Source organism: Streptomyces sp. NPDC016562, from assembly GCF_043076955.1.
GTDB lineage: Bacteria > Actinomycetota > Actinomycetes > Streptomycetales > Streptomycetaceae > Streptomyces.
Genome location: NZ_JBIBRZ010000004.1, coordinates 173031 through 195951 on the forward strand (window position 1 = coordinate 173031; position 22921 = coordinate 195951).

The 22921-nt window shown below is 72.2% G+C and carries 24 protein-coding genes; 7 read left to right on the forward strand and 17 right to left on the reverse strand.

Annotation, left to right across the window (positions count from 1 at the left end):
• Window positions 1-12 precede the first annotated feature (12 nt).
• From ACF059_RS19230 to ACF059_RS19255, 6 genes are all read right to left on the reverse strand, one after another.
• Window positions 13-3348 carry a HEAT repeat domain-containing protein gene (locus tag ACF059_RS19230; protein ID WP_392058518.1) on the reverse strand — a complete coding sequence of 1112 codons (3336 nt, stop codon included), beginning with the start codon at window positions 3346-3348 and terminating at the stop codon, window positions 13-15.
• Entirely contained in the window at window positions 3345-3773 is a 429-nt protein-coding gene (locus tag ACF059_RS19235) for a hypothetical protein (protein WP_392058521.1), read from the reverse strand. The genes ACF059_RS19230 and ACF059_RS19235 overlap by 4 nt, the downstream gene beginning before the upstream one ends.
• A 40-nt stretch (window positions 3774-3813) precedes the next feature.
• Window positions 3814-4326, reverse strand: coding sequence for a DUF5956 family protein (locus tag ACF059_RS19240; protein ID WP_392058524.1), 513 nt, complete (start codon window positions 4324-4326; stop codon window positions 3814-3816).
• A gap of 120 nt (window positions 4327-4446) precedes the next feature.
• A complete protein-coding gene (locus ACF059_RS19245) occupies window positions 4447-5031 on the reverse strand; it encodes an HD domain-containing protein (RefSeq protein ID WP_392058528.1) in 585 nt (194 codons plus the stop codon).
• 6 nt (window positions 5032-5037) lie between these two features.
• Entirely contained in the window at window positions 5038-6387 is a 1350-nt protein-coding gene (gene codA / locus ACF059_RS19250) for a cytosine deaminase (RefSeq protein WP_392058530.1), read from the reverse strand.
• Between the two features lie 58 nt (window positions 6388-6445).
• The gene (locus tag ACF059_RS19255; RefSeq protein ID WP_361942569.1) at window positions 6446-6613 is read right to left on the reverse strand and encodes a hypothetical protein; all 168 of its coding nucleotides are present in this window, start codon (window positions 6611-6613) and stop codon (window positions 6446-6448) included.
• Window positions 6614-6713: 100 nt separating this feature from the next.
• Here ACF059_RS19255 and ACF059_RS19260 point away from each other — a divergent pair, with 100 nt between their 5' ends.
• Both ACF059_RS19260 and ACF059_RS19265 read left to right on the forward strand, forming a co-directional pair.
• Entirely contained in the window at window positions 6714-8519 is a 1806-nt protein-coding gene (locus ACF059_RS19260; RefSeq protein WP_392058534.1) for a S9 family peptidase, read from the forward strand.
• Between the two features lie 34 nt (window positions 8520-8553).
• Window positions 8554-9321: an SURF1 family protein gene (locus ACF059_RS19265; protein WP_392058537.1), complete on the forward strand. Its 768-nt coding sequence runs from the start codon at window positions 8554-8556 to the stop codon at window positions 9319-9321.
• A 77-nt stretch (window positions 9322-9398) separates the two neighbouring features.
• Here ACF059_RS19265 and ACF059_RS19270 read toward each other — a convergent pair whose 3' ends face one another.
• The 7 genes from ACF059_RS19270 to ACF059_RS19300 all read right to left on the reverse strand — a co-directional run bounded on the left by ACF059_RS19270 (window position 9399) and on the right by ACF059_RS19300 (window position 15523).
• Window positions 9399-10487, reverse strand: a complete 1089-nt coding sequence (locus ACF059_RS19270; RefSeq protein WP_392058540.1) for a hypothetical protein — start codon at window positions 10485-10487, stop codon at window positions 9399-9401.
• Window positions 10484-11218 (reverse strand): SigE family RNA polymerase sigma factor, encoded by a 735-nt coding sequence (locus ACF059_RS19275; RefSeq protein WP_392058543.1) that lies wholly within the window; start codon window positions 11216-11218, stop codon window positions 10484-10486. Before ACF059_RS19275 ends, ACF059_RS19270 begins: the two co-directional genes overlap by 4 nt.
• 170 nt (window positions 11219-11388) lie before the next feature.
• Window positions 11389-12462 (reverse strand): aspartate-semialdehyde dehydrogenase, encoded by a 1074-nt coding sequence (locus ACF059_RS19280; protein WP_392058547.1) that lies wholly within the window; start codon window positions 12460-12462, stop codon window positions 11389-11391.
• On the reverse strand, window positions 12459-13733 hold the full coding sequence (locus ACF059_RS19285; protein WP_360900612.1) for an aspartate kinase: 1275 nt from the start codon (window positions 13731-13733) through the stop codon (window positions 12459-12461). The genes ACF059_RS19280 and ACF059_RS19285 overlap by 4 nt, the downstream gene beginning before the upstream one ends.
• 139 nt (window positions 13734-13872) lie before the next feature.
• Window positions 13873-14520, reverse strand: coding sequence for a DUF5063 domain-containing protein (locus ACF059_RS19290; RefSeq protein WP_392058550.1), 648 nt, complete (start codon window positions 14518-14520; stop codon window positions 13873-13875).
• Complete coding sequence (gene recR, locus ACF059_RS19295) at window positions 14513-15112, reverse strand: recombination mediator RecR (protein WP_073917308.1); 600 nt, start codon at window positions 15110-15112, stop codon at window positions 14513-14515. Before recR ends, ACF059_RS19290 begins: the two co-directional genes overlap by 8 nt.
• A 66-nt stretch (window positions 15113-15178) precedes the next feature.
• The gene (locus ACF059_RS19300) at window positions 15179-15523 is read right to left on the reverse strand and encodes a YbaB/EbfC family nucleoid-associated protein (RefSeq protein ID WP_392058554.1); all 345 of its coding nucleotides are present in this window, start codon (window positions 15521-15523) and stop codon (window positions 15179-15181) included.
• Between the two features lie 254 nt (window positions 15524-15777).
• On the opposite strand from ACF059_RS19300, the gene ACF059_RS19305 reads away from it, so the two are divergent.
• A complete protein-coding gene (locus tag ACF059_RS19305; protein ID WP_392058557.1) occupies window positions 15778-16524 on the forward strand; it encodes an SLATT domain-containing protein in 747 nt (248 codons plus the stop codon).
• Between the two features lie 236 nt (window positions 16525-16760).
• Here the strand turns inward: ACF059_RS19305 and ACF059_RS19310 are convergent, their stop codons facing one another.
• The 3 genes from ACF059_RS19310 to ACF059_RS19320 form a co-directional block, all read right to left on the reverse strand.
• A complete protein-coding gene (locus tag ACF059_RS19310) occupies window positions 16761-17411 on the reverse strand; it encodes a hypothetical protein (protein WP_392058560.1) in 651 nt (216 codons plus the stop codon).
• A 121-nt stretch (window positions 17412-17532) separates the two neighbouring features.
• Entirely contained in the window at window positions 17533-18198 is a 666-nt protein-coding gene (locus ACF059_RS19315) for a GntR family transcriptional regulator (protein WP_361942593.1), read from the reverse strand.
• 167 nt (window positions 18199-18365) lie between these two features.
• A complete protein-coding gene (locus ACF059_RS19320) occupies window positions 18366-19727 on the reverse strand; it encodes an aspartate aminotransferase family protein (protein WP_392058563.1) in 1362 nt (453 codons plus the stop codon).
• A gap of 185 nt (window positions 19728-19912) precedes the next feature.
• On the opposite strand from ACF059_RS19320, the gene ACF059_RS19325 reads away from it, so the two are divergent.
• From ACF059_RS19325 to ACF059_RS19340, 4 genes are all read left to right on the forward strand, one after another.
• Window positions 19913-20542 carry a DJ-1/PfpI family protein gene (locus tag ACF059_RS19325; RefSeq protein WP_392058566.1) on the forward strand — a complete coding sequence of 210 codons (630 nt, stop codon included), beginning with the start codon at window positions 19913-19915 and terminating at the stop codon, window positions 20540-20542.
• The gene (locus tag ACF059_RS19330) at window positions 20535-21014 is read left to right on the forward strand and encodes a MarR family winged helix-turn-helix transcriptional regulator (protein WP_392058569.1); all 480 of its coding nucleotides are present in this window, start codon (window positions 20535-20537) and stop codon (window positions 21012-21014) included. Before ACF059_RS19325 ends, ACF059_RS19330 begins: the two co-directional genes overlap by 8 nt.
• A 256-nt stretch (window positions 21015-21270) precedes the next feature.
• Window positions 21271-21660, forward strand: coding sequence for a nuclear transport factor 2 family protein (locus ACF059_RS19335; RefSeq protein WP_366866250.1), 390 nt, complete (start codon window positions 21271-21273; stop codon window positions 21658-21660).
• A 17-nt stretch (window positions 21661-21677) separates the two neighbouring features.
• The gene (locus tag ACF059_RS19340; RefSeq protein WP_392059535.1) at window positions 21678-22298 is read left to right on the forward strand and encodes a LysE family translocator; all 621 of its coding nucleotides are present in this window, start codon (window positions 21678-21680) and stop codon (window positions 22296-22298) included.
• A 46-nt stretch (window positions 22299-22344) separates the two neighbouring features.
• Here ACF059_RS19340 and ACF059_RS19345 read toward each other — a convergent pair whose 3' ends face one another.
• Complete coding sequence (locus ACF059_RS19345; RefSeq protein ID WP_392058574.1) at window positions 22345-22824, reverse strand: diadenosine tetraphosphate hydrolase; 480 nt, start codon at window positions 22822-22824, stop codon at window positions 22345-22347.
• Window positions 22825-22921 lie beyond the last annotated feature (97 nt).

A 22921-nucleotide genomic window follows, 5' to 3' on the forward strand; every position in this document is an offset into this window, starting at 1 on the left:
GCGGCAGGTAGGTCACCAGAGGCGTACGTGCACCGGCGCGTACGCCTCGGCCATATCCGCCGCCACCGCGACGGCTTCGCGGACTTCCGGGTCCGGGTCGTTCCCGGCGCGGGAGCGCAGGGCGGGGATGGTCCGCGGGTCGGCGGGCCACAGGGCGGCGAGCAGGCGGGCCGCCTCGATGCGCACCTTCGGATGTGGCGAGTTCGCGAGACGGTCGGCGAGGTGGTCGGCGGTCGCACCCGTCGCGTCGGCGCAGGCGCGTGAGCGGAGGTCCCGTACGAGGCCCTCGGCGGTGGGCTCCTCGGGCACGAGCCTCGCGAGCGCGTCGAGGGCACCCTGGCGCACACCGTCGTGAGCATCCTCAATGGCACGCGTCATCAGCAACTCGTGTACGCCCTCGTCATCGCCCCAATGCCGGGCGAGCGCGGCCAGAACACCTCGACGGACGGTCTCGTGGGGGTCTTCGACGGCACGCTTCGCGACCAGCCGACGCACTGCCGGATCATCACCCCAATGCTCGCCGAGCGCTGCGAGGGCGTCCCGGCGCACCACCTGATGCGGGTCCTCGACGGCCCGCTCCGAGACGAGCTCGCGCACCGCCAGGTCGTCACCCCAGTACTGGGCCAGCATGAGGAGGCCCGTCGCGCGCACGCGCACATCCGCGTGGCCAGTGGCCCACTCCCTCACCAACCGACGGACCTCGGCGTCGTCGTGCCAGAAGCTGGCCAGCAACACGAGGGCCTCGCCTCGCGAAGGAACGCTGGCGCCGTGAGTGACCTGATGGACGATCAGGTCCCGCACGGCCGGGTCCGCACGCCAGAAACCGAGGAGCGCGATCAGCGCGCCCTGCCGTCCGAGCGGATCGGCGTCGTGGACGGCTTGCTCCTCAATCAGCTCGCGCACGGTCGGATCGTCGTGCCAGAGTCCACTCAGGGTGATGAACCCGCTCTGACGGACGCTGGCATGGCCGTCTCGGACGGTGCGTTCCTTCACCAGCTCCCGCACACCCGGTTCACGGCCCCAGAAGCTGGCCAGCGTCGTCAGCGCCAGACCGCGCACCGTGTGGTGCTCGTCATCGGTGACCAGGTTCTGGACCAGCTCACGTACACCCTCTTCGCGTCGCCAGTGCATGGCCAACGCTTCGACGGCCCGGTTGCGGACGGCCTCGGCCCGGTCCCGGAGGGACACGTCAAGCACGAAGCGAAGAGTGCCGTGGTCCTCCGGCCATCTCCGCACGAGCTCGGCCAGGGCGTGGGCACGCGCGAGCGGATTCCAGGCCCGTGTCGCGATGGCTTCCAGGACGTCCCTGTCCTCGAACAGTCGGTAAGTGACGACCGAGGATTTGATGCCGCCCCCGGACGTGTGCAGCCAACGGCGCATGCGCCGGCTGCCGGACCACGCCGAACCCAGGGCGTGGAGCGAGGTTTCGATGTCCGAGCGGATGGCGCGCGGGAGAACGCTCCGGCGTTCCCAATAGCGGGTCACCGCGTCCGCCGTCCGCGCGCTCTGCTCCTCCAGCGCTCCGATCCTGCGTACCTCCGCCAGTGCCCGTAGCGCCAGCACCGCGGACGGCGCCTCGCACGACGGATCCTCCCCGGCCTCAAGATCCAGGACCCGGTCGATCGCCCGCCCCGCGGCCTTCTCACCCACCTGTCCCACGATCAGCAGCAGCACCTCGTGCCACGTCGGATCGGGCGCCCGCCGCGCGAAGATGCCGTCGAGGAGCTCCTCGTCCGTCAACTCCCGCTGCTCGTACCGGCGGACGATGTCAGCGGCGGCGAGGTACTCCAGGAAGGCCCGGTGCACGAAGCCGTAGACCTGGCTGCCGTAGCGGCTCAGGATGAAATTGCGCTCACGGAACTGCTTGACCATGGCGCGGGCGACCTTCTTCGCCGGTGCGGTGTCGAGTTGGAGCGTCTCGCGGAGGTGGGTCGTGAAGACCCGCTCCACGTCGTCGCCCAGCACGTGGTTGCCGGCGATGCCGCCCTCTCCGCTCTGCATGTGGCGAGCGAGCCGTTCCAGCATTTCGCGGCGGTCGCGGTCGTCGAGATCCGCGATGGCGCGTACGTCCTGCGTCAGGTCCAGATGCTTGGTGTCCTCGTCCCAATGCGCGATCAGTACGTTCACCGCGTGCTGGTACACCCCGGCGCGGTCCCGTGGCAGCCGCTGCCGACGGGCGATGATCGCGAGAATGGTCAGCAGGAGGGGGTTGCCCGCCAGTTCGCGCACCGGACGGGAACGCTTCACGGCATCGGTCAGACGGGTACGAAGCCGGACGGCTTCCTCCTTGTCGGCCGGGCAGACCGCCTGGTACCAGTGGACCGCGAACTGGTCGATCTGCTGGTCGTCAAGGCTCTGGATCATGTAGTGGCGGAAGTCAGCCGCGTCCAGCGCATGCCGCGTGTAGCCGATCAACCGCGAGGTGACGACGATGCGGACGTCCGGGTAGCGCGCGGCGAAGCCCGCGATGCGGCGGGTGACGTCGTCGCGGACCTTGGGGTCGAAGAGTTCGTCGAGCCCGTCGAAGACGACCAGTGCCTGCCCGTCTCCCAGGCGGCTGCGCAGCAGCGCCGGCGCCGGGGCGTTGCCCTCGTGCCGGTGCACGTGGTCGAGGAAGTCCTCGAAGGACCGCTCCCGCCAGTCGGCGTCCGCGTAACGGCGCAACTCGATCATGACGGGCAGCAGCCCGGACAGCGACTCCAGAGGGCCGCCGAAGGCGCTGGAGGTGAGGGCGAGCGCCAGATACCGGGCGAGGGTCGACTTGCCCGCGCCAGGATCGCCCAGCAGCACGACCCGCCCGGATTCGGCGGCGACCAGTGTCTCGAACAGGCCGACCGCAGGCCGGTCTCGGTAGGCCTGGCGCGCCTGTTCCCACATCTGACGGTCCACGCCCGGTACCGTCGGCACCTCGATCTGCGGGCCCGTCAGTTCACCGCACTCGACGAGCCGCCGGTGCAGCTCCACCGGCAGTTCGACCCGTGGGGGATCCGCACGCAGCAGCGGGGGCACGAAGACCTCCCGCAGTTCCACACGGGGATGCTCGCCCTCGGTGGTCGGCATGAGGACCTCCAGGTCGAGGCGGCCGTAGGCCGCCTTGATCTGCTGGGCGTAGGCGTCGAGAGCGTCGGCGGTCTGCTCCGCCGTCAGCTCTGCGGCCCCACTCGCCTCGTGGGTCCGCGCGTCGCTCACGATGACGAAGGTCCGGTTGTCCTGAACGCTGCTGCCCTTGCCGTTCGCGTTGTACGACGCGTCGCGCCCGGCGCCGATCGCCCCGGGTCCGCGGGCCGTGACCTGCTCCGGTACGTGCGCGAGGCGGCCGGCCCCGGACTCCTTGTCGGTGTCGGTCATCGCTCCTCGACCTGACTTCCCTCGCCGATCGCATTGTGCGTCACGTCCGTGCCCGCTGCCACGGCGCCGGCGCCCCGGGCCGTCACCTCGGGCTGTGTCACCGCGGGGGCGGGAGCGGCGGGCGCGGAGGGGTTCGCCGTACGCGTGACCTTGGCGTTCTTTCCGACGGCGTTCCCGGATACGCTGCCGCCGGCCGCCACCGCTCCACGGCCACGGGCGCGCACCGCACCGGAGCCGCTCGCGGAACCCCGCGTTCCGAAGTAGATGCTCAGCAGACAGCCGGCGAGTCCGATGACGGCGCCCGCGATGCTCGCCGTCCGGTCGCCCGTGTCCAGATCGACGAAGACGGCCACCATCACCAGCCCCACCGCGACGAGGCCGCACACGCCCCCGGCCACCCATACCGTCCGACCGGTTCCCGCCATCAGATCCGCTCCCCACCGCCACTGGTACGAGGAGCCGACTTTAGTCCTGCGGCCCTGCCAGCGCGGCGAGTTCGGCGCGGACCAGGGCCAGGAAGTCCGGGGAGGGGCGGGGCTGCACGGCGCGTTCGGCGGCCTGCGCGTCGAGGTGGTCGAGCACCGCGCTCACCGTCGGGAAGGGGCCGACCGGGCGGAGCAGCCAGAGGCGGCCGCGGGGCCGGGGCGGCAGGCGGAGGGCGGCGAGGGCCGCGTCGGCCTCTTGGTCGAGTTCGCGCAGGTCGGGTTCGGGGAGCGGGGCGCACTCGACGCCGGTGATGTGGCCGTGGCCGTCGAGCGCGGTGTCCACCGCCCAGTGGGTGGAGCGGTCCGGGATCCAGGTACGGGCCGCCGGGGGCCAGACGTACGGGAGGAACACCCAGCGCAGGTCCTCGGGCGCGGGCTCCCAGCCGAGCACCTCCAGCTCGCGGATCTCGGGCAGCCGGTCCGGCTCCAGCTCGCTGCGGCCGGTGCGGCGCAGCGCGAGCGGGTGGGGTGTTCCGTCCAGGTCCCACGACATGCGGGCACGCTATCCGACGCGGTGGCCGATGTGCGTGACCCGGCGCAGGTCCGGGCCGACGCCGTGGGTCCGCCGCCGGGACGCGGCGACGGACCGTCGGCCGCCCCACCGGCTACGCCGTCACGCGTCCAGCGGGTTCGCCGCGATGCGGGTGGCCGCGCCGCCCGCGACGTAGGCGGCGGCCGCGCAGGCGGGCTTGCGGGCCGCCTGGTCCTCGACCAGGGCCAGGAAGGACGGGCCGAAGCCCGCGCGGGGGTGGGACTTCAGCAGGGCTTCGGTGAAGGCGGGGTCGAACTCGCTCACGCGCAGGCCCGAGACGTCGGCGCTCGTGCCGACCTGGAGCAGGTGGCTCTCCACGTCCTCGGCCGCCGTCACGTCGTCCCGCATGTGCAGGACGATGATCTCTTCGGCGCGGGCCCGGCGGGCCGTCGGCCAGCCCAGCCCGGCCGTCAGGACGCGCGCGACGTGGCCGCCCGCCTCCTCGAACGGGAGGGTGTGGCTGTCGAACGGCGCGGTCAGGCCCAGGTCGTGGAGCAGCGCGCTGACGTAGAAGAGCTCGGCGTCGTACTCCAGGCCGTGCTGGTCGGCGTACTGCGCCCCGAAGGCGTACGAGCGGACCGAGTGGTTCAGGAGCGCCGTGTCCGCGTACTCCGATGCGATCTCGTAGGCGGCGCGGGCTGATCCGGTGTCAAGGCTCCATGTCATGGGGCGTCAGCGTAGGCGGCGTGCGAAGTCCACCTCGGACGGGGGCTCCCCCGGCCAGTTGAGCCGCGTCGGGGCGGGGGGCGTCTCGGCGAGGACCGAGCCGCGCGAGACGACGTACCGGGGGCGGACCTGTCGGCGTACGGCCTCCTCGGGCGACGGTACGGGCAGCAGGACGAAGGAGGCGGGCGCGCCCGCGGTGATGCCGTACTCCGCCGCGGACAGGCCCAGGACGCGCGCCGCGCGGTCCGTCACCATCGAGAAGGCCAGCGGGATCTCGTCCGCCCCGGTGAGCTGGGCGGCGTACAGCCCGACGAGGGCGGTCTGGAGCGGGTTGGCGGTCCCGAGCGCGTTCCAGGGGTCCATCACGTCGTCGTGGCCGAAGGCCACGTTCACGCCCGCGGCCAGCATCTCCTTGACCTGGGTGAGGCCGCGCCGCTTGGGGTAGTCGTCGAAGCGCCCCTGGAGGCCGAGGTTGGCGAAGGGGTTGGAGACCAGGTTGATTCCGGAACGGGCCAGCAGCCGCTGCAGCTTGTAGCTGTACGCGCCGTTGTAGGAGCCCATGGCCGTCGTGTGCGAGGCCGTGGCCCGCTCGCGCAGCCCCGAGCGCAGGGCCAGGGTGGCCAGCACCTCCACGAAACGGGACTGCTCGTCGTCGATCTCGTCGCAGTGCGCGTCCACCCGCAGGCCGTGCTCCTCGGCCAGCGCGAAGGCCGTGTGCAGCGAGGCCACCCCGTCCTCGCGGGTGTCCTCGAAGTGCGGGATCGCGCCGACGACGTCCGCCCCGCGGGCCACCGCCTCGCGCAGCAGCTCCTCGCCGCCGGGGAAGGAGACGACGCCCTCCTGCGGGAACGCCACGATCTGCAGCGTCATGAAGTCCCGCACCCGGTCGCGCACCTCCAGCAGCGCGTCGAGCGCGGTGAGGGACGGGTCGGTGACGTCGCAGTGGGTGCGGACGTGCAACACGCCCTGAGCCGCCTGCCAGCGCAGCACCTCGCTCGCCCGCCCGATCACGTCCTCGCGGGTCAGTGTCCGCTTGCGCTCGCTCCAGCAGGCGATGCCCTCCCAGAGGGTGCCGGAGGCGTTGGGGCGCGGTTCGCCGACGGTCAGCGCCGTGTCGAGATGGATGTGCGGCTCGACGAAGGGGGCGCTGAGCAGGCCGCCGTGGGCCTCGATGAGGACGCCGGTGGCCGGTGGTTCCTTCTGGTCGTCGTACGGGATCACGCGCGCGATCCGGCAGTCCTCCCCGACCTCGACGTCGAACAAGCCGGTGGACAAGCCGGTGGACGAGCCGGTGGCCGGGCCGGTGGACGGGCTCGTGGTGGGGAGCAGCCGGGCGCCCCGGACGATCATCCGCATGGCGCCAGATAAGCACGCCGCCCGCCCGTACGCGCGCCGTTACGCCCGGCCGTCGTGGTCAGCCGCGCTTCGCCTGAGCCTTCTGCTGCATGCCCCGCGTCTTCGCGGAGAGGGACTGCGCGTCCCGGGCGGCGGCCTTCGCACGGGCCTCGGCAGCCGTGTTCTTCGCGATCGCGCGCTCGGAGTCCTGGTGGAGGTGATGGCCGCCATGGGCCTTCTTGGCCATGATCACTCCTCCTCGGAGCGGAGTTCAGGCGTACGGGTTCACTGTGCGCCCGTTCGGAGCATTCGGCATCCCGGGGGCCGCTGCGGCAACAATGGGGCGCATGACCAGCGACAGCGAGATCACCCCCGAGATGCCCGACTGGGAGAAGCGGTTCCGGGCACCGCGCGTGGGCCTGCCCGAGTGGGCCGAGGACGCCCCCGACCGTGCGCTCTTCGTCTCCAACGCGACCGGCACCTTCGAGCTCTACGCCTGGGACCGTGCCACCGGCGCGCAGCGCCAGGCCACCGACCGTCCCAACGGCACCACCGACGGTGCGCTCTCCCCCGACGGGGAGTGGATCTGGTGGTTCTCCGACACGGACGGCGACGAGTTCGGCACCTGGGTGCGCCAGCCCTTCGCGGGCGGCCCCGACGAACCGGCCACCCCCGGCCTGGAGCCCTCCTACCCGGCCGGCCTGGCCATCGGCCGCGACGGGATCACGGTCGTGGGACGCTCCACCGACGAGGACGGCTCGACCGTGCACGTGGTCCGGCCGGACGGATCCGCGCCCACGGTGATCTACCGGCACCGGGAGTCGGCCGGCGTCGGCGACCTGTCCCGCGACGGAACGCTCGTGGCCGTCGAGCACACCGAGCACGGTGACGCCATGCACGCGGCCCTGCGCGTGCTCACCCTCGACGGGACCACCGTCGCCGAACTGGACGACACCCGCGGCGGCACCGAGGAGCTCGGCCTGGAGGTGCTGGGCTTCGCCCCGGTCGCCGGCGACACCCGGCTGCTCGTGGGCCACCAGCGCCGCGGCCGCTGGGAGCCGATGGTGTGGGACGTGGCGACCGGCGCCCAGCAGGAGCTCGCGATCGACCTGCCGGGCGACGTCAGCGCCGAGTGGTATCCCGACGGCTCCGCGCTGCTGGTCGTGCACAGCTTCGAGGCCCGCAGCGAGCTGTGGCGCTACGACCTGACCGGGCGCGACCTCGTACGCGTGGACACGCCGCCGGGCACGGTCTCGGGCGCGACCGCGCGGCCCGACGGGTCGGTGGAGTACCTGTGGTCCTCGGCCGCCGAGCCCTCGTCCGTACGGTCCACCGCGGGCGGGTGCGTCCTGGACCCGCCCGGTTTCCGGCCGCCCGGCTCGGTGCCGGTCGAGGACGTGTGGGTGGAGGGCCCGGGCGGGCGGATCCACGCGCTCGCGCAGCGGCCGGCCGGCCACGGCGAGGGCCCCTTCCCGACGGTCTTCGAGATCCACGGCGGGCCGACCTGGCACGACCACGACGCCTTCGCGGCGGCCCCGGCGGCCTGGCTGGACCACGGCTTCGCCGTCGTGCGGGTCAACTACCGCGGCTCGACGGGCTACGGCCGCGCGTGGACGGACGCCCTCAAGCACCGGGTCGGCCTGATCGAGCTGGAGGACATCGCTGCGGTCCGCGAGTGGGCGGTCTCCAGCGGCCTCGCGGACCCGGCGCGCCTGGTGCTGTCGGGCGGCTCCTGGGGCGGGTACCTGACGCTGCTGGGCCTGGGCACGCAGCCGGAGGCCTGGGCCGTGGGGCTGGCCGCCGTGCCGGTCGCGGACTACGTGACGGCCTACGAAGACGAGATGGAGGCGCTGAAGGCCCTGGACCGCACCCTCTTCGGCGGCACGCCGCAAGAGGTCCCGGACCGCTTCGAGGCCTCCTCGCCGCTGACCTACGTGGACGCGGTGAAGGCGCCCGTGCACATCGCGGCCGGCGTCAACGACCCGCGCTGCCCGATCCGGCAGATCGACAACTACGTGGACCGGCTCGCCGCGCGCGGGGCGGTGCACGAGGTGTACCGGTACGACGCCGGGCACGGCTCGCTGGTGGTGGAGGAGCGGATCAAGCAGGTCCGGATGGAGATCGATTTCGCGCTGAAGCACCTGCCCCGCTAAGGGAGGTCCGGTGCGCCCCCCGTACGGTGGTGGGGTGCACCGGTTTCTCCTGACCCCGCGCTGGTGGGGGATCAACGTCTTCGTCGCTCTCGCCGTTCCCTTCTGCCTGTTCATGGGGTCCTGGCAGCTCGGCCGGTTCGAGGACCGCGTGGACAGCCACCGGGAGGCGACCGCCGAGCGGCCCGCCGACCAGGCCGCCACCCCCCTGGACCGGCTGCTCCCGGTGGACAAGAAGACCTCCGGGCGGCTGGCTTCCGCGTCCGGGGAGTACGGCGAGCAGCTGCTCGTGCCCGAGCGGCGGCTCGACGGCGCGTCCGGCTTCTACGTCCTGACCCTGCTGAAGACCGACTCCGGCAAGGCCGTCCCGGTGGTCCGGGGCTGGCTGCCGGGGGTGGCCGACCCGGCGAAGGCGCCGGCGGCTCCGACCGGCCGCGTCGAGGTCACCGGGGCGCTGCAGGCCTCCGAGAACTCCGGCACCAAGGGGGCCCACGCCCAGGGCGGCCTCCCGGCCGGGCAGCTCGGGGTGATCGGGGCGGCCTCGCTGGTCAACCTCGTCCCGTACGACCTGTACGACGCCTGGCTGACCGTGCAGAGCCCGGCGGACGGCATGCTCCCGGTGCCCGCGCAGGCGCCGGTCAACAGCGGGCTGGACCTGAAGGCCTTCCAGAACCTCGGCTACACCGGCGAGTGGTTCGTCTTCGTCGCCTTCGTGCTCTTCATGTGGTTCCGGCTCTACCGGCGCGAGGTGGAGACCCTGCGCGACGCGGAGGCGGGCCTGCTGGAGCCCGAGCCCGCTCCCTGACCGGAGCCCGCCTGCTGACCGGGGCCGCTCGGTGACCGGAGACTGCCCGGTGACCGGGACTGCTCCGTGACCTCGGGCTACTCCGTGACCGGGATCGCGCCCGTGCGGTAGACCGTGCCCCCGCAGGCCTGCGGGATCGTCGTCTGCGTCGTGGGGGCACCCGCCGACGGGGTGTGCGAGACCGCGACCCCGCTCGGCGGGGCCGGGGGCGTGGCGCCCGTCTGCGTGCGCGCGCCCGTCCCGCTGCCGTCCGGTCCCGAGCCCGTCCCCGTCGCCGTGTCGGCGGGCGGCTTCGGGTCGCCGCCCGAGGTCGCCGCGGGGCAGGGGTCGCCCGAGGGGACCCAGGCGAACCGGACCTCGTAGGCGGTGTTCGGCGAGAGCATCAGCACCGGTTCCTGGGCCCGCGGATCCGGCAGACCCGCGGCCGGATCGCCCGCCGTGTGGCCGACGACCGGGACCCCTGCGGCGCCCTGGCCCGCCGCCACGCCCGCCGCCGTCACGGTGTCCGCGCCGGTGACGGCGCAGCCCTGCGCCGATACGTTGGTGACCTTGAAGCTGCCGTACACCTTGCCGTCGGCCTGGGGGGCGCGGGCCGAACCCACCACCCCCAGCTGCGCGGCCCCGCACACCGGCACTCCCGGCGCGGCCACCGGCGGCATCGCGCCCGAGCCCACGGCCGCGCCGGCCGCCCCCGCGAAGCCGCCCGAGGCGCCCGGGTCCGTCCCGCCCGCCGTCGCACCGCCGGCCGGGGAACCGCCCGCGGTGGCGTCCGGCTGCCCGGTGACGCCGCCGGCGTCCGGGACGCCGCCGAAGGAACCGCTGGACTTCGGCTGGGCCCCCGCGCCGTTCTGGTGCGGGTCGGACGGGACCGCGCCCGGCTTGTCACCGGAGTGCGCGCCGTGTCCCGCCATGGCCGGGTGGTCGGCGGGGGCGCCCTCGCCGCCCGTGAGGTGCAGGGCGGCCGGGATCGCGGTCCCGGCGAGCAGCGCGACCGCGGCCGCGCCCACGAGGGCCTGGCGCCGCAGGGTCCGGCGCGCGGGGACGGCGTACCGCAGTCGCTCCAGTGCGCCCGCGGAGGGCTCCAGGCCCTCGACCGCCCCGCGCAGCAGGCCCCGCAGGACCTCTTCCTCGCTCGCCCCGCCCGGCGGAGTGTGGTCGTCCCTCATGACTGCGCAGCCTCCATCGCCACCCTCAGCGCGGCAATGCCCCGCGATCCGTACGCCTTCACCGAGCCGAGCGATATCCCGAGCGTCTCGGCGACCTGGGCTTCCGTCATGTCCGCGAAGTAGCGCAGCACCAGCACCTCGCGCTGGCGGCGCTGCAGTCCGCGCATCGCCTTGATCAGGTCGTCCCGCTCCAGCTGGTCGTAGGCGCCCTCTTCGGCGCTCGCCATGTCCGGCATCGGCTTCGACAGCAGCTTCAGGCCCAGGATGCGGCGGCGCAGGGCGGACCGTGAGAGGTTCACGACGGTCTGGCGCAGGTATGCCAGGGTCTTCTCCCGGTCGCGCACCCGGTTGCGCGCCGAGTGCACGCGGATGAACGCCTCCTGGACCACGTCCTCGCAGGAGGCGGTGTCGTCGAGGAGCAGAGCGGCCAGGCCGAGCAGCGAGCGGTAGTGCGCCTGATAGGTGGCCGTGAGGTGGTCGACGGTGGTGCCGGCCACCACCTCGGCCGTCTCGCCCTTGCCGCTCGCGGCCGACTCAGCGCTTTCGCGCGGTGCGGGCACGAGGCCGCCCCGGATCGGTACGGCGGTCCGTACGGGCGCCTCGGAGGTCCCCGCCGGCGGGACGGGCACGATCACGGGAAGACCGCCGCCGGGCGCACGCGGCCCCCGGCGCGACGGGATGATCCCGGTGCGCGCCGGTAGGACGGCCCATTCGAGAAGTGCCTCTGCCACGCCTGTAGGACACGCGTCCCCCCGTCAGGGTTGTACGCGCGAGGCACCCTCACCAGCGAGATCCCTGTTGCCCTCATGCGTACCCGCTCTTCCCGATTGCCCCGTCTTATCGAGACGGCGGTCGGGCCATCACCTTGATCAAGGGATCAGCACCGATCCTACAAAGCGAATTACGCAAATTCACCCGCGATCAGTTCCGCGATCTGCGTGGCATTCAGGGCAGCGCCCTTGCGGAGATTGTCGGCGCACACGAAGAACTCCAGGGCGTGACGGTCGTCGAGCGAGGCCCGCACCCGCCCCACCCAGGCCGGATCCGTCCCGGCGGCGTCCGCGGGGGTGGGGAACTCCCCGGCCGCGGGGTCGTCCACGAGCACCACACCGGGTGCGGCCTCCAGGATCTCGCGGGCGCGCCGGACCTCCACCTCGTTCTCGAAGCGGGCCCGCACGGTCAGCGAGTGCCCGGTCAGCACCGGCACCTGTACGCAGGTCACCGCCACCGGAAGCTGCTCCAGCCCCAGGATCCGGCGGGTCTGCCCCCGTACGGCCAGCTCGTGCGAGGACCAGCCGTCCGCACGCAGCTCGCCGGACCACGGCACGACGTTGAGGGCGAGCGGAGCCGCGAAGGGGCCGGTGTCCTCGCCCACGGCGCGGCGTACATCACCGGTCTGCTCGCCCAGGGCGGTCCCGGCGACCAGCGCGAGCTGGCGGCGCAGCGCCTCGGTTCCGGCCCGGCCCGCGGCGCTCGCGGCCTGGTACGAGGAGACCACCAGGTCGGCGAGGGAGTACTCGGCGTGCAGCGCGCCCAGGGCCGCGATCATGGCGGCGGTCACGCACTCCGGCCCGGCGACGATCCCGCGCGGCCGGATCCGCGCGGCGTGCCCGTTGACCTCGGGCACCACCAGCGGGACCTCCGGGTCCTCCCGGAAGGCGGCGGACTGGTCGACGACGACGGCTCCGCGCGCGGTGACGAGCGGAGCCCACCGGGCCGAGACCGCGGCCGGGGTCAGGAAGACGACGACGTCACCGGGACCGAGGCCGTCGAAGGCGTCCTCGGTCAGGGCGAACACCTCGGTCTCCTCCGCGCGGACGGCCAGCATGCGGCCGGCCGAGCGCGCGGAGGCGATCAGGCGGATGTCGCCCCAGACGTCCGCCCGCTGGGACAGGATCTGGAGCAGGACACCGCCCACCGCTCCGGTCGCCCCGACCACGGCGAGTGCCGGGGCGGAGGACCGGACCCGGGTCATCGTCCTGTGCCTCCGTAGACGACGGCCTCGTCGCTGTCGGAGTCGAGGCCGAAGGCCGTGTGCACGGCGCGGACGGCTTCGTTCACGTCGTCCTGGCGGGTCACGACCGAGATCCGGATCTCCGAGGTGGAGATCAGCTCGATGTTGACGCCCGCGTCGGACAGCGCCTGGAAGAAGGAGGCGGTGACGCCCGGGTTCGTCTTCATGCCGGCGCCGACCAGGGAGATCTTGCCGATCTGGTCGTCGTAGCGCAGGGAGTCGAAGCCGATCGCGCCCTTCGCCTTCTCCAGGGCGTCGATGGCCTTGTGGCCCTCGGTCTTGGGGAGGGTGAAGGAGATGTCAGTGAGGCCCGTGGAGGCCGCGGAGACGTTCTGCACGATCATGTCGATGTTGATCTCGGCGTCCGCGATGGCGCGGAAGATCGCCGCGGCCTCACCCGGCTTGTCCGGGACGCCGACGACCGTGATCTTGGCTTCGGAGACGTCGTGAGCGACTCCGGAGATGATGGCGTGCTCCACCTGCTCGTCCCCTTGCGGCTGTTCGTTGCTGACCCAGGTGCCGCGCAGTCCCGAGAAGGACGAGCGGACGTGGATCGGGATGTTGTATCGGCGTGCGTATTCGACACAGCGGTGCAGCAGCACCTTGGAACCGGAGGCTGCGAGCTCCAGCATGTCCTCGGAGGAGATCCAGTCGATCTTCCGGGCCTTCTTCACGACGCGGGGGTCCGCGGTGAAGACGCCGTCGACGTCGGTGTAGATCTCGCAGACCTCGGCGTCCAGCGCCGCGGCGAGCGCCACGGCGGTGGTGTCCGAGCCGCCGCGGCCCAGGGTGGTGATGTCCTTGGAGTCCGCGGACACGCCCTGGAAGCCGGCGACGATGGCGATGTTGCCCTCGTCCAGCGCGGTGCGAATACGGCCCGGCGTGACATCGATGATGCGCGCTTTGTTGTGGACCGAGTCGGTGATCACGCCTGCCTGGCTGCCCGTGAACGACTGGGCCTCGTGGCCCAGGTTTTTGATCGCCATGGCCAGCAGGGCCATGGAGATCCGCTCTCCGGCGGTCAGCAGCATGTCGAATTCACGGCCGGCAGGCATCGGGGAAACCTGCTCGGCGAGATCGATCAGCTCGTCCGTCGTGTCGCCCATCGCTGAAACCACGACGACCACTTGGTGGCCGTTCTTCTTGGCGTCCACGATTCGCTTGGCGACACGCTTGATGCCCTCGGCATCGGCTACGGAGGAGCCTCCGTACTTCTGCACGACAAGGCCCACGTGCGCTCCTCGCTCAGTCCGTCTCATTGCTGGGGCAGTCTAACGACCGACCGCGATCCGACTGCTTCGTACCACATCATGAGACGAAAGGATCAAAGAATCGGTTCCTTCACCGGGCCCTTCCCGGCGGCACGGACCGTCACGTGTGGCCGTAACCGCCGAGCTCCTCGGCCATGACCTGTCCGGCCTGCTCCGCGAGGTCGTCCTCGCCCAGGTCCTCGTCCGTGTCCAGCCCGTCCAGGGCCGCCAGCGGCTGGTCCAGACGTACGTGGGCCACCAGGGACTGCAGGGCCCGCAGGGTCGCCGAGGCCGTCGGACCCCAGTTGGTGAAGTACGAGAACTGCCACCACCACAGGGCCTCGGTGGTCCGGCCCGCCCGGTAGTGCGCCAGCCCGTGCCGCAGGTCCGCCACCACGTCGGCCACGTCGTCGGAGATCCGGTGCGCGACCGGGGCCTTGCGCGGCTCGTAGGGGTCGAAGACCTCCGAGTACACGTCGACCGGCTCCAGCATGTACGCGAACCGCTCGCGCAGCTCGTCCACGTCCGGTTCCGGGCCGAGGTCGGGCTCGTAGCGCTCGTCGGGCAGCACGTCCTGGTACGCGCCCAGCCGGCCGCCCGCCAGCAGCAGCTGGGACACCTCCAGGAGGAGGAAGGGCACCGCGCTGTCCGGGTCCTCACCCTTGGCCACCTCGGTGACCGCGACGATGAAGGACTCGATCTGGTCGGCGATCTGGACGGCGAAGTCGTCCGGATCCTGACCCAGGGCGTGCAGCGTTGCGTCAGACATCGAGAAGTCGCCTTCCTTCAAAGGCCCGCCCGAGCGTGACCTCGTCCGCGTACTCCAGATCTCCCCCGACGGGGAGCCCGCTGGCCAGGCGGGTGACCTTCAGGCCCATGGGCTTGATCATGCGGGCGAGGTAGGTGGCGGTGGCCTCCCCCTCCAGGTTCGGGTCGGTGGCGAGGATCAGCTCGGTCACCTCGCCGTCCGCCAGGCGCGTCAGCAGCTCGCGGATCCGCAGGTCGTCCGGGCCGACGCCCTCGATCGGGCTGATGGCCCCGCCGAGGACGTGGTACTTGCCCCGGAACTCGCGGGTCCGCTCGATGGCGACGACGTCCTTGGGCTCCTCGACGACACAGATCACCGTGGTGTCACGGCGCGGATCGCGGCAGATGCCGCACCGCTCCTCCTGCGCCACGTTCCCGCACACCGCGCAGAACCGGACCTTGTCCTTGACCTCCAGCAGCGCGTGCGCGAGGCGGCGGACGTCGGTGGGCTCGGCCTGCAGGATGTGGAAGGCGATCCGCTGCGCGCTCTTGGGCCCGACGCCGGGCAGCCTGCCCAGTTCGTCGATCAGGTCCTGAACCACGCCTTCGTACAACGGACTGCCTTCTTTCGTTCTTCGTTCGCGGTGCGGATGGGGCTGCGGGTGTGGGTACGGCTGGGACTAGAAGGGAAGACCGGGGATGCCGCTGCCGCCGCCCAGCCCCTGGGCCAGCGGGCCCAGCTTCTGCTGCTGGAGGGCCTGGGCGTTCTCATTGGCGGCCTGGACCGCCGCGACGACGAGATCGGCGAGCGTCTCGGTGTCGGCCGGGTCCACGGCCTTCGGTTCGATCACCAGGGCGCGCAGCTCACCGGAACCGGTCACGGTCGCCTTGACCAGACCGCCGCCGGCCTGGCCCTCGACCTCGGTCCGCCCGAGCTCCTCCTGGGCAGCCGCGAGATCCTGCTGCATCTTCTGAGCCTGCTGGAGCAGCTGCTGCATGTTGGGCTGGCCACCACCGGGAATCACGGGGACTCACTCCATACTGTCGGGACGCTTGGTCAATCTGAGCCTACGTGCTCCCCGGGCGCCGCGCCCTACGCCGAGAGGACCAACTCTTTCGAGTGAGAGACGGGACGTGCGCGTACCTGCTGGAGACCTCCTTGCGGGCGGAAAACCCGGGAATCGTCGCCCATCGGGCGTCATTCGAAGGTAGGAAGAACCTGCGCATCATTGCGCACACGCGCACCACCACACGTCAGCGCAGGCAGAGGGAGTGCCGGGTGAGCCAGCCGGAGATGCAGCCCGAGGGGCCACCCCGGGATCCCCGGGAGGAGGGCGGCGGACCGATGGCGGCGGGCGATCTGACCGGCCGGCCGTTTCCTCTCGGGGACTGGGGCGAGCCCGCGGAGCGGCTCGACGAGCTCTACCGGCGGGTCGAGGCCGACGCGCTGCGCACCGCCGAGTGGTACCTGTCCGACCGGGCCTGGAAGCGCCGGGGCGCGCGCGTCCTGCGCGTCGGCGCGGCCGCGGGCGCGGTCGTGGGCGCCGCGATGCCGCTGCTGGAACTGACGGGCTCGGCGCCGGGCGCCTCCACGTACGGCTACCTGTCCCTGCTGCTGGCCGCGGCCTGCATGGCGTGCGACCGGTTCTTCGGGCTCACCTCGGGCTGGATGCGGGACGTGGCCACCGCGCAGGCGGTGCAGCGCCGCCTCCAGACGCTCCAGTTCGACTGGGCGACGGAGAACGTACGGGAGGTGCTCGGGCCGACGGAGGGCACGGCGAGCGAGGCGGCGGAGCGCTGCCTCACCGTGCTGCGGCGCTTCTCGGAGGACGTGACGGAGCTCGTACGGTCGGAGACCGCGGAGTGGATGGTGGAGTTCAGCTCGGGCCCCGCGCCGCTGGTCATGCAGTCGCTGGGCGCCAACGGCGCCCGCCCGGACGCGCACCTCCCCCCGGCCCGCTTCCCCCTCCCCCCGGGCACCCGCCCGAACATGCCCCGCCAACGCCCCCCGGAACAACCCCGCTGACCCCTATCCAGCCCCCGACGCGCACTTCCAGCCCCGCCGGCGTTTGAGGCGCGGGTCCGGGCAGCGCCCCACCCCCAGCCCCGCCGGCGTTTGAGGCGCGGGTCCGGGCAGAGCCCGGGAAACGGAGAAAGGGCGGGGCGGGGAGCAGCTCCGCGCAGCGGCACCCCCGCACCCCCGCCCACCCCGGCCCCGGCTCCCGCCCCGGCCCGCCCCACCGCACGGCCCCGCACCCGGCGTCAGCTGAAGATGATCATCGACCCCTGCCCCAGACTCCGCGTAGCCGCCGCATGCAGCCCCAACCACACATGCCGCTCCCGCGCGAACGGACTGTCGTCATAGGGCATCGGCCCCGCCGGCTCCTCCAACGACGTCGGCCGCCCCGGCGGCGCCGGCGCCGCCGGCGGATTCCCCGGGTCTATCCCGATCGCCGGCCCCACGAAGGCCAGCTCGCGCAGCAGCCCCTGCGCGGACCCCAGCGGCCCGCCCCCGGCCAACAGCTCCTCGTTCGCCAGCGGAGCCGGGAAGTCCACGGGGACGTACGCCCCCGCGTGGTCGTAGTGCCACACCAGGTGCGACTGCTGCGCCGTGGGTTCGAACATCTCCAGCAGCTGCTCGTAGTCCCCGCCCAGCTCGTCCACCGGGGTGACCGGCAGCCCGCAGACCTGGAGCAGGTACGCCCGCCTGAGGAAGTGCAGGGCGTCGTAGTCGAAGCCGGCGACCGGGGCGACGTCCCCGCTCAGGCCCGGCATGTAGGCGAACACCGGCACGGACGGCAGTCCGGCCTCTCCCAGCGCCTTGTCGTACGAGGCGATCTCCTCCGCGAACGGGTTGTCGGGGCTGTGGCACAGCACATCGACAAGGGGGACCAGCCACAGGTCACAGGCCACGCGGGCTCCGATCAGTCGTTGCCGCCGATCGAGCAAGCGTAGTGCTCCGAACACACTCCGCGAAGAGCTGCGCAGAACCTCAGGCCCGCCACCTCTGCACCAGACGCTGCCCTGGACGGCCCTAGATGCGCGCCACCCACTCCAGCGCGTGCTGGTTGTACCCCGCCACGATGCGCCGTACCGCGTCCGCGTCCGCCAGCGTCACCGCGTCCACCAGCTCGCTGTGCCCGTCCCACAGGTCCGCCCGCAGCCGCGGCTCGCGCTGGAGGTGGGGCACGGCGAAGACCCAGCACTGGACGCGGATGCGGTGCAGGAAATCGGAGATGTAGGTGTTGGCGACGAGTCCGCTGAGCTCGCGCCAAAAGCGCAGGTCGTAGCCGATCAGCACTTCGAGCGAACCGCTCTGGGCGGCCCGTCGCGCCTCCTCCGCCCGGCGGCGCACCGACACCAGCATCTCGCCGGAGCCGGGGGTGGTGCCGCGCTCGGCGAGGCGCCGGAAGATCCCGTCCACGACGAGCGAGCGGGCCTCGATCATTCCCCGGAAGTCGTCCACGGTGAAGATCCGCACCCGGAAGCCCCGGTGCTGGACCAGTTCGAGGAGTCCCTGCGCGGAGAGGTCCACCAACGCCTCGCGCACGGGGGTCGCGGAGACCTCGTACTGCTCGGCGATCTGCTTGACGGTGAACTCGGTCCCCGGAGGCAGGCGTCCCGCGAGCACCTCGTCCCGCAGCGCGTCCGCGATCTGCTGGCGAAGTGTGTTGCGGGTGACAGCGCCGCTGCCTGGCATAGGGGTCCGTCTCCTGTCGTAGAGCTCCGGACACCATAGGCCAGACAGCGAGGCTGAAACCGAGCGGTAGCTGATCGTTATGCGGACGTACGCCCCGCTATGCCCATGAGGCAGTCGCCCGACCGTTCGGCCGGTGGACGCCCGGCCGGTCGGCCCGCCCGCTCTCCCTAGCCGGCCGTGGTGTGCCGGTCCGCGACCGTCAGCGCCTCGTCCAGCAGCGCCAGGCCCTCCTTGGCCTCCGCATCCGAGATGGTGCACGGGGGCACGACGTGGGTGCGGTTCATGTTGACGAAGGGCCACAGGCCCGAGGCCTTGCAGGCTGCCGCGAACTCGGCCATCGGCGCGTTGTCCGGGCCCGAGGCGTTGTAGGGGACCAGCGGCTCGCGCGTCTCCTTGTCCCGTACGAGTTCCAGCGCCCAGAACGCGCCCAGACCGCGGACCTCGCCCACCGACGGGTGACGCTCGGCGATCTCCCGGAGGGCAGGGCCGATCACGTTCTCGCCCAGGTGGGCGGCGCGCTGCACCACGCCCTCCTCCTCCATCGCGTTGATCGTCGCGACGGCGGCGGCGCAGGCCAGGGGGTGGCCGGAGTACGTCAGTCCGCCCGGATAGGGGCGCGTGGCGAAGGTCTCGGCGATGGCGGCGGAGATGGCGACGCCGCCGAGCGGGACGTAGCCGCTGTTGACGCCCTTGGCGAAGGTGATCAGGTCGGGGGTGACGCCCCAGTGGTCGGCGGCGAACCATGCGCCGGTGCGGCCGAAGCCGGACATGACCTCGTCCAGGATGAAGACGATGCCGTGGCGGTCGCAGAGCTCGCGCACGCCCGCGAGGTAGCCGGGCGGCGGCGTCATGATCCCGGCGGTGCCCGGCACGCTCTCCAGGATGATCGCCGCGATGGTCTGCGGTCCCTCGAAGGCGATGGTGTCGGAGAGGTGGGCGAGGGCGCGGGCGCACTCCTCGGCCTCGGTGGTGGCGTGGAAGGCCGAGCGGTAGAGGTATGGGCCCCAGAAGTGCACGACGCCGGCGGCGGCCGTGTCGGAGGGCCAGCGGCGCGGGTCACCGGTCAGGTTGATCGCGGCGGCGGTGGCCCCGTGGTACGAGCGGTACGTGGAGAGCACCTTGGGCCGGCCGGTGTGCAGGCGGGCCATGCGGACGGCGTTCTCGACGGCCTCGGCGCCGCCGTTGGTGAAGAAGATCTTGTCGAGGTCGCCGGGGGTCCGCTCGGCGATGAGGCGTGCGGCCTCGGAGCGGACGTCGACGGCGAAGCCGGGGGCGAGGGTGCAGAGCCGGGCGGCCTGCTCCTGGATCGCCGCGGTGACCTTGGGGTGCTGGTGACCGATGTTGGTGTTGACCAGCTGGGAGGAGAAGTCGAGGAAGCGGTTGCCCTCGTAGTCCCAGAAGTACGACCCCTCGGCTCCGGCGACGGCGAGCGGGTCGATCAGGGCCTGGGCGGACCAGGAGTGGAAGACGTGCTTGCGGTCAGCGTCCTTCACTGCGGCAAGGGTGTGCGGGGTGACATGAGGGGTCATGGCGTCACGCTAGAAGTGCGCAGGTGGGGAGGGATATCGGCGGACTGTATGGGGGTGGGGGGCCGGTCTCGGCAGTCTGTCGGCGCACGACACGCTTCGCGGTCCATTGACAGCACGCTGTCGAAATGACAGTCTCTTGTCATAGGGATACGCACCGAGCCGGATCGACGCTGGAGGCGAACACCATGAGCGAGACCCCGCGCAAGCCCGTCCACCTCGCGGTCTACGACACGTACGCGGACTGGGAGACCGGCCACACCACCGCCCACCTCACCCAGCGCGGCCACGTCGTCCGCACGGTCGGCTTCGCCGCCGAGCGGCCCGTCACCACCATGGGCGGCGTCCACATCCAGCCCGACATGGCCCTGGCCGACCTGCGGCCACAGGACTCGTCGCTGCTGATCCTCACCGGCGCCTCGCTGTGGGACACGAGCGAGGAACTGGCGCCCTTCGCGGCGAAGGCGAGGGAGTTCCTGGAGGCCGGGGTACCGGTCGCGGCCATCTGCGGGGCCACCGCGGGCCTCGCCCGCGAAGGCCTGCTGAACGGCCGTGCCCACACCAGCGCGGCCTCCTTCTACCTGGCTCCGCAGCCGGGCTACGCCGGCGCCGAGAGCTACGTCGAGGCCGACGCGGTGACCGACGGCGACCTCATCACGGCAGGGCCGACGGAACCGGTGGCCTTCGCCCGCGAGGTCTTCACCCGGCTCGGCGTCTACAAGCCGGACGTCGTGGACGCGTGGTACCGGCTCTTCCACGACTCGGACGCGAGCGCGTACCCGGTCCTGATGGCGGCGGCGGAGGCCGGCGATGCCTGAGGCGCAGCCGCCCGCATCCACCCGGGCCCGCCAGGACCTGCTGAGCCGCACCGCGCTCGGGGTGTTCCGGCTGAACGGCCAGTTCCTCTCCGTCTCGGAGGAACTGGCCCGGCCGGCCGGGCTGACGGCGGCCTGGTGGCAGGTGCTCGGCGCGGTCCTGCACGAGCCGCTGCCCGTCGCGGGGATCGCCCGGGCCATGGGGATCACCCGGCAGAGCGTCCAGCGGATCGCGGACCTCCTGGTCGCGAAGGGCCTGGCCGAATACGTCCCGAACCCGGCCCACCGCCGCGCGAAACTGCTCCGCCCGACGGAGGAAGGCCGCGCAGCGGTCGCCCGCATCACCCCGGGCCACGCCTCCTTGGCCTCCCGCCTCGCCGCAGAACTGGGCGACCCCGCCTTCTCGGAAACGGTCCACGTCCTGGAACGCCTCTCCAAAGCCCTGGACACCCTGTCCCTCCCACCCGACGCCTAAATTCAGCCCCGCCGGCGTTTGAGGCGCGGGGTCCGGGGCGGAGCCCCGATCTTTCAGCCGCAGCAGTCCGCACGGCCCGCCCCAAATCCAGCCCCGCCGGCGCTTGAGGCGCGGGGTCCGGGGCAGAGCCCCGATCCTTCACCCGCACCAGCCCCAGCGGCCCGCGTTCCGCCTGCGCCGACCCGATTGTGTCGAAGTCAATAAGCCTGCGAGCAAAGCTTGTTGCACGCGACGCCCCTGCCGGACACTGCGGCACATGGAGCCGTCGAAGGTAGTGGCACAACTGTGGCAGCGAATCGAGGCACGCGACTGGACCGCCGTCGCCCAGCTCATCGCCGAGGACGCGGTCATCGAATGGCCCGTGAGCGGTGAGCGCATCGTCGGCCGCGCCAACTTCATCGCCGTGAACAGCGACGACGGCTACGCGGACGAAAGATCCGTACAACTGCTGCGCATCCTGGCCGACGGAGACCTCGTCGTCACCGAGGTGGAGATACCTCAGGACCACGTGGTCTACCGGGCCGTCTCCCTGTGGACCGTCCGGGAAGGGGAGATCGTGGAAGCGAGGGAGTACTGGACCAGCCCCGGCCAGGACCCGGCCCCCCGCTGGCGGTCGGGCTACGTCGAACCCCTCCTGGCAGACTGACGCGCGTGCTCACCGCTCTGCTCCCCGCCCTCCTCGGCGCGACCGGCATCCTGGCGCTCCTCACCGTCGTGCCCGGCCCCGACATGGCCATCGTCACGAGGCAGGCCGTCACGCGCGGCCGCGGCGACGGACTGCGCACGGTCGCCGGAATCGCCGTCGGGCTGCTGATCTGGGGCGCCCTGACCGTCGCAGGGCTCGCGGCACTGCTCGCCGCGTCGGCCGAGGTGTACCTGGTGGTGAAGCTCGCGGGCGCCGCTTACCTGTGCTGGCTCGGCATCCGCTGCCTCCGCGGACCGGCCCCGGAACCAGGCGCGGTGTCCACCGAAGACCAGCAGCAGGCGCGCGGCGGCGGAGGCGCCTGGCGCACCGGCCTCGTAGCCAACGTCCTGAACCCCAAGATCGCCGTCTTCTACACCGGGCTGCTGCCCACCCTCGCCCCGCCGGGCCTGCGGCCGGCGACCGGCATGGCACTGCTCGTCGTCATCCACGTCCTGCTGACCCTGGTCTGGCTGGGCACCTACGTCTACGTCCTCTCCCGCGCCCGGCGCTTCTTCGCGCGCCCCCGCGTCCGGCGAGCACTGGACCGGACGACGGGTGTCGTCCTGATCGGCTTCGGCGTGCGCGTGGCCACGACGTAACGCCGGCCTGACCACCACACGCGCCACCGCACGCGCCACCGACCCCTCAAGCCCCTCCGAGCCGGTCCAACTCCTCCCCGATGGCGGTCCGCAAGGGGTCGTGACGAGGTCCCAGCGCGTGCCGCGCGCCGCGCCAGCACTCCTCCCCGTACAACCACACGGGCAGCCGGACGCGCTCGGCCGGCTCCCAGTCGTAGCGGGGCCAGATGTGGGCATGGAGATACGTTTCTCTGTTGCCGAGGATCTCGATGTTCACGCGGCGAAAGGCCGGATCGAGGCGCGCGCAAGCCCGTTCGACGGCCTCGGCGAGCCGCTCCATGTCGCCGAGGTACGCGGCCCTGCGCGCCCGGGGGAGGTCCGAGAGCCGGGTCACGGCAGGGTCGTCAGCCAGCAACACCGAATACCCGGGCAGGAATTGCCGGTCCCCGATGACCGCGAATCCCGAACCGAGGCGACGCAGGACCGTGGGGTTCTCACCACGATGCGCGCTGCCGATGCGGTCGCGGCGCCAGTCGTCATCGCGCATCCCCGAACCGTACGCGTTCCCACGTACCCCTCGTCATACCTGAGAGCTACCTGCCAACACGGCTCCATGGCGTGACGCCGACCAGGGCTCCCGATTC

Excerpts from the sequence above, each read along its gene's own strand:
- ACF059_RS19230 (WP_392058518.1), bottom strand. The coding sequence starts at position 3,348 with ATGACCGACACCGACAAGGAGTCCGGGGCCGGCCGCCTCGCGCACGTA.
- ACF059_RS19235 (WP_392058521.1), bottom strand. The coding sequence starts at position 3,773 with ATGGCGGGAACCGGTCGGACGGTATGGGTGGCCGGGGGCGTGTGCGGC.
- ACF059_RS19240 (WP_392058524.1), bottom strand. The coding sequence starts at position 4,326 with ATGTCGTGGGACCTGGACGGAACACCCCACCCGCTCGCGCTGCGCCGC.
- ACF059_RS19245 (WP_392058528.1), bottom strand. The coding sequence starts at position 5,031 with ATGACATGGAGCCTTGACACCGGATCAGCCCGCGCCGCCTACGAGATC.
- codA (WP_392058530.1), bottom strand. The coding sequence starts at position 6,387 with ATGCGGATGATCGTCCGGGGCGCCCGGCTGCTCCCCACCACGAGCCCG.
- ACF059_RS19255 (WP_361942569.1), bottom strand. The coding sequence starts at position 6,613 with ATGGCCAAGAAGGCCCATGGCGGCCATCACCTCCACCAGGACTCCGAG.
- ACF059_RS19260 (WP_392058534.1), top strand. The coding sequence starts at position 6,714 with ATGACCAGCGACAGCGAGATCACCCCCGAGATGCCCGACTGGGAGAAG.
- ACF059_RS19270 (WP_392058540.1), bottom strand. The coding sequence starts at position 10,487 with ATGAGGGACGACCACACTCCGCCGGGCGGGGCGAGCGAGGAAGAGGTC.
- ACF059_RS19280 (WP_392058547.1), bottom strand. The coding sequence starts at position 12,462 with ATGACCCGGGTCCGGTCCTCCGCCCCGGCACTCGCCGTGGTCGGGGCG.
- ACF059_RS19290 (WP_392058550.1), bottom strand. The coding sequence starts at position 14,520 with ATGTCTGACGCAACGCTGCACGCCCTGGGTCAGGATCCGGACGACTTC.
- ACF059_RS19315 (WP_361942593.1), bottom strand. The coding sequence starts at position 18,198 with ATGCCAGGCAGCGGCGCTGTCACCCGCAACACACTTCGCCAGCAGATC.
- ACF059_RS19320 (WP_392058563.1), bottom strand. The coding sequence starts at position 19,727 with ATGACCCCTCATGTCACCCCGCACACCCTTGCCGCAGTGAAGGACGCT.
- ACF059_RS19325 (WP_392058566.1), top strand. The coding sequence starts at position 19,913 with ATGAGCGAGACCCCGCGCAAGCCCGTCCACCTCGCGGTCTACGACACG.
- ACF059_RS19330 (WP_392058569.1), top strand. The coding sequence starts at position 20,535 with ATGCCTGAGGCGCAGCCGCCCGCATCCACCCGGGCCCGCCAGGACCTG.
- ACF059_RS19335 (WP_366866250.1), top strand. The coding sequence starts at position 21,271 with ATGGAGCCGTCGAAGGTAGTGGCACAACTGTGGCAGCGAATCGAGGCA.
- ACF059_RS19345 (WP_392058574.1), bottom strand. The coding sequence starts at position 22,824 with ATGCGCGATGACGACTGGCGCCGCGACCGCATCGGCAGCGCGCATCGT.